A 4,905-nucleotide genomic window follows, 5' to 3' on the forward strand; every position below is an offset into this window, starting at 1 on the left:
TTGGTGTCGACGGTGACTGGTGTGCGTGTTGTCGATGAGATGTGTGATGTGTCGTATTGGGTGGGTCAGGTTCGTGAGGCGGTGCGCTTCGCTGACGCTGTTCGAACGGCCGTGGACTTGGGCGTAGTGCGGTTCGCGGAGGTCGGACCGGATGCCGTGCTGTTTCCGATGGTCAACCAGATCCTCGATGGCGCAGAGACAACGGCATTGACGAGTGCGGCTGCAACCGTGGTGGCGTTGGCTCGTCGGGATCGGGCTGATGCCTCGGTGCTGTTGGGTGGGGTGGCCGGGTTGTTCGTCTCGGGTGCCGATGTGGAGTGGGCCGGTATGTATGCCGGTACGGGAGCGGAGCGAATTGCTTTGCCCACCTATGCTTTCCAGCGTCGAAGGTATTGGATGATCGAAGCGGCCGCTGCTGTCGGTGGTGGGGCTCGGGCGATGGGTTTTGTGGCTACCGAGCATCCTTTGATCTCGGCAGTAGTGTCGCAACCGGATTCCGACGCAGTCGCTCTCAGCGGTCGCTTGTCGGTGCAGGCGCAACCGTGGCTGGCCGATCACAAGGTGATGGACACGGTGTTGTTCCCCGGTACCGGCTTTGTCGAGCTCGTTTTGCATGCCGGGGAACAGGTCGGCTGCTCGACCTTGGAAGAGTTGGTTCTGCAAGCGCCATTGGTGTTGCCGGAGACCGGTGGGGTTGCGGTACGCGTGGTGATCGGTGACCAGGACGAGACGGGTCATCGGTCTGTGCGGGTCTTCTCCTGCCCTGACGGTGCTGCGGATACGACGCCATCGTGGACGTTGCACGCGGACGGCGTTCTTGCCCGGGGTGAGACGGTGGCCGATTTCGATCTGGTTTCGTGGCCGCCGGTTGGCGCCACTGCTGTTGATATCGATGGTGTTTACGACGTGCTCGATGCCCAGGGGTATCAGTACGGTCCGGTGTTTCAGGCGTTGACATCGGTGTGGCGTGGGACCGAAGGAATCTATGCCGAGGTCGCTTTGCCCGAACAAGCCCGTGCCGAGGCAGGTGGTTTCGGCTTGCATCCTGCGTTGCTCGACGCGGCTTTGCATGCTTTGCGTTCAGCTGGGGATATGCGCACAGATGAAGTCGCGCTGCCGTTCGAGTGGTCGGGCGTCAGTGTTTATGCGGCCGGGGCTGATGCGTTGCGAGTTCGGGTCACTCGGACAGGTGAGCACGGTGTTGCTCTGGATCTCGCGGATTCGACGGGCGTCCCGGTGGCATCCGTGCGGCATTTTGCGTCTCGACCGATAGATCCCGCGCAGCTCACTACCGGTGTGTCCGGCGTCCGGAATGCGTTGTTCCAGGTTGGCTGGACACCGATCTCGGTGCCCGAAGTCGAGGTGACCGCAGTGCGGTGGGGGGATCTAGGCGAGGATGTCCCGGCAGTGGTGGTGTTGGACTGTCCGACCGGTAATGATCCGGCTGCGGTCCATTCCGCGACCCACGAGGTTCTGGAGGTTCTTCAGGCCTGGACGACAACGCCTCGATTCGCTGATTCGGTGTTGGTGGTCCGAACCAGTGGTGCGGTATCGGTTGCGGGGGAAGATATTACGAATCTTGCCGGTGCCGCCGTGTCTGGTCTGGTTCGTTCCGCACAGACCGAACATCCTGGCCGGATCGTGTTGATCGACACCGATTCCGGACTCGACGGGTTGCTGGGTGGGGTGCTGGCTGCGGCGGAACCGCAGGTTGCCGTGCGTGATGGACAGGTTCACCTGGCACGTCTGGCCCGAATGACGTCCGCTCAGGCGGCCGCCGCGACCCCCGACGCTTTCGCCTCCGACGACACTGTTCTGGTCACCGGTGCGACTGGGTTGCTCGGTGGGTTGTTCGCCCGGCACCTGGTCACCGCACGCGGTGTGCGTCGTTTGCTGCTGTTGAGTCGTCGTGGTGGATCCGCGCCCGAGGCCGCCGAGTTGCGTGCCGAGTTGGAGCGACTCGGTGCCCAAGTCGAGTTCGTCGCGTGCGATGCCGCTGATCGTGATGCATTGGCTGCGGTACTGGCCAATGTTCCTGCCGGTCATCCACTTACGGGTGTGTTCCACATGGCCGGTGTGCTCGACGACGGTGCGATCGGTTCGCTTACCCCGGACCGGTTGGACACGGTATTGGGCCCCAAGGTCGATGCCGCCCTGCACCTGCACGAATTAACCCGGGACCGCCGGTTGAAGGCATTCGTATTGTTCAGTTCCGTGGCCGGGACGTTCGGCAACGCTGGGCAAGGCAACTATGCGGCGGCCAATGCGTGTTTGGATGCGTTGGCGGCGCATCGCAGGGCGTCCGGTCGGTCCGGGCAGTCCCTTGCGTGGGGTTTGTGGGGCATGGACGGCGGTATGGCCGCCGACCTCGATGCCGTTGACCGGCAGCGGATAACTCGCTCCGGTGTGCTGCCGCTCTCGGAAGAACAAGGTCTCGCACTGTTCGACGTGGCGACCCGGATCGATGCGGCGACGCTGGTTCTTGCCCATGTGGATCTGGATGGCATGCGCGTCACGGGATCGGCCTCGACCTTGTTCACAGATCTGATCCCGCAGCGTCGCAAAGCAGCCTCGGGCGCGGCTGTGGCATTGCGTGCTCGTTTGGCCGACGCGCCGGAAAACGAGCGCTTCGGGGTGCTGGAGGAGATTGTTCGCGGCCAGGTCGCGGCGATCCTGGGTCATCAGAACCCGAATGCGGTCGAGGTGGACAAGGCGTTCAGCGAGTTGGGTTTCGATTCGGTCACCGCTGTCGAGTTCCGCAATACCCTGAAAACTGTGACGGGTTTGCAGCTGCCCGCGACTCTGGTGTTCGACTATCCGACACCACAGGTCCTGGCCGACTACCTCTGCGAGGAACTCACCGACCACAACTCCGACGAGTCGGCCGATCTGCCGGAAAACGATATTCGTCGAGCCCTTCAAACAATTCCGCTCACCCGTCTCCAGGAGGCGGGCCTGCTGGATGCGCTGATGAAGCTTGCGCAGGGCCAGGAAAGAAATGGCGAAATCGATCACAGCATCGCGGATGAATCGATTGACGCGCTCGAGATCGACGACCTGATCGATCTGGCTTTCAACAGCTCATCCGAGGACTGACTAGGAAGACCTGGAATCAATCATGACGAACCCCGATGACAAGACCCAGAAGCTAGCGCAGGCGTTGCGTGTCTCGCTCAAGGAGACCGAGCGATTGCGTGCTCGAAACCGCAAGCTCGACGCGGCCCTTCGCGAGCCGATTGCGATTGTTGGCATGGCGTGCCGGTATCCGGGTGGGGTGGATTCGCCGGAGGACCTGTGGCGGTTGGTCGCGGAGGGGGGCGATGCGACGTCGGAGTTTCCGGCAAATCGCGGTTGGGATGTAGCACGTCTCTACGATCGAACCGGTCGAACGCCGGGTAGCACCTACACCCGCGAGGGCGGTTTCCTGCATTCGGCTGGAGAATTCGATCCCGCGTTCTTCGGTATCAGTCCCAATGAGGCCGCGTTGATGGATCCGCAGCAGTTCTTGTTGTTGGAGACTTCGTGGGAGGCGTTGGAGCGGTCCGGCGTCGACGCCGGTTCGCTGCGTGGCAGTTCGACCGGCGTTTTCACCGGCATGATGTATCACGACTACCCGGCCAACGCGAATGCGGGAGCTATTGCCTCCGGTCGAGTTTCGTACGTTTTCGGCTTTGAGGGGCCGTCCGTCACGGTGGATACGGCGTGTTCGTCGTCGTTGGTGGCGATGCATTTGGCCGCGCAGTCGCTGCGGTCGGGTGAGTGTGATCTGGCGTTGGCCGGTGGTGTGACGGTGATGGCGACACCGGAGACCTTCGTCGAGTTCAGTCGTCAGCGGGGTTTGTCGGCGGATGGGCGGTGCAAGTCCTTCGCGGATGCGGCCGACGGTGTGGGGTGGTCCGAGGGTGTTGGTGTCCTGGTGCTGGAGCGTTTGTCTGACGCGCAGCGCAATGGTCATCAGGTTTTGGCGGTGGTTGCTGGTTCGGCGGTGAATCAGGATGGTGCGTCGAATGGTTTGACCGCGCCGAATGGTCCCTCGCAGCGTCGGGTCATCCGCCAGGCGTTGGCGAATGCCGGTATCTCAGCGGTCGATGTGGATGTGGTGGAGGCCCATGGCACGGGTACCACGTTGGGTGATCCGATCGAGGCGCAGGCGTTGCTGGCGACGTATGGGCAGGAGCGGGGTGCGGATCGCCCGTTGTGGTTGGGGTCGTTGAAGTCCAATATCGGTCATGCCCAGGCTGCGGCGGGTGTGGGTGGTGTGATCAAGATGGTGATGGCGATGCGCCACGGTGTGTTGCCGATGACGCTGCATGTCGACCAGCCCAGCACCAAAGTCGATTGGACTCGAGGCAATATCGAGTTGCTGACCGAGCCGCAGTCGTGGCCGGAGGTGGATCGGCCGCGTCGTGCTGGTGTGTCCTCGTTCGGGATCAGCGGCACCAACGCTCACGTAATCGTCGAACAAGCCCCTGTGATCGAGCCGGTGGCGGACCCGGTGGCGCGGATCGCTCCGGCTGGAGGCCTGCTGCCCTGGGTGGTTTCGGCGCGTAGTGGTGAGGCTCTTGGCGATCAGGCTGCTCGTTTGATGTCGCATGTGGGCGACCACGATCCGATTGATGTCGGTTTCTCGCTGGCGTCGACGCGTGGTGTGTTCGAGCATCGCGGGGTTGTGGTGGCCGAGGGTCGTGATGGTCTGTTGGCGGGTGTGCGTGCGTTGGCTGGCGGTGTGCAGGTGCCGGGTGTGGTGTCTGGTCGTGTGGTGTCGGGTTCGACGGGGTTGGTGTTTTCGGGTCAGGGTGCGCAGTGGGCTGGTATGGCTGTGGAGTTGCGTGCGTCGTATCCGGTGTTCGCGGAGTGTTTCGATGTGATTGTTGCTGAGTTGGATCCGTTGCTGGGGCAGTCGGT

The 4,905-nt window shown here is 62.7% G+C and carries 2 protein-coding genes; both read left to right on the forward strand.

Annotated elements, in window-relative coordinates; genetic code table 11:
• On the forward strand, positions 1-3,096 hold a 3,096-nt coding region (locus AB0J47_RS42070), incomplete at its 5' end, for an SDR family NAD(P)-dependent oxidoreductase (protein ID WP_364360251.1).
• Between the two features lie 22 nt (positions 3,097-3,118).
• The coding region (locus AB0J47_RS42075; RefSeq protein WP_364360254.1) for a type I polyketide synthase at positions 3,119-4,905 on the forward strand (1,787 nt) is incomplete at its 3' end.

The sequence above is a fragment of the Nocardia sp. NPDC049737 genome, from assembly GCF_040674755.1.
Classification (GTDB): Bacteria; Actinomycetota; Actinomycetes; order Mycobacteriales; family Mycobacteriaceae; genus Nocardia.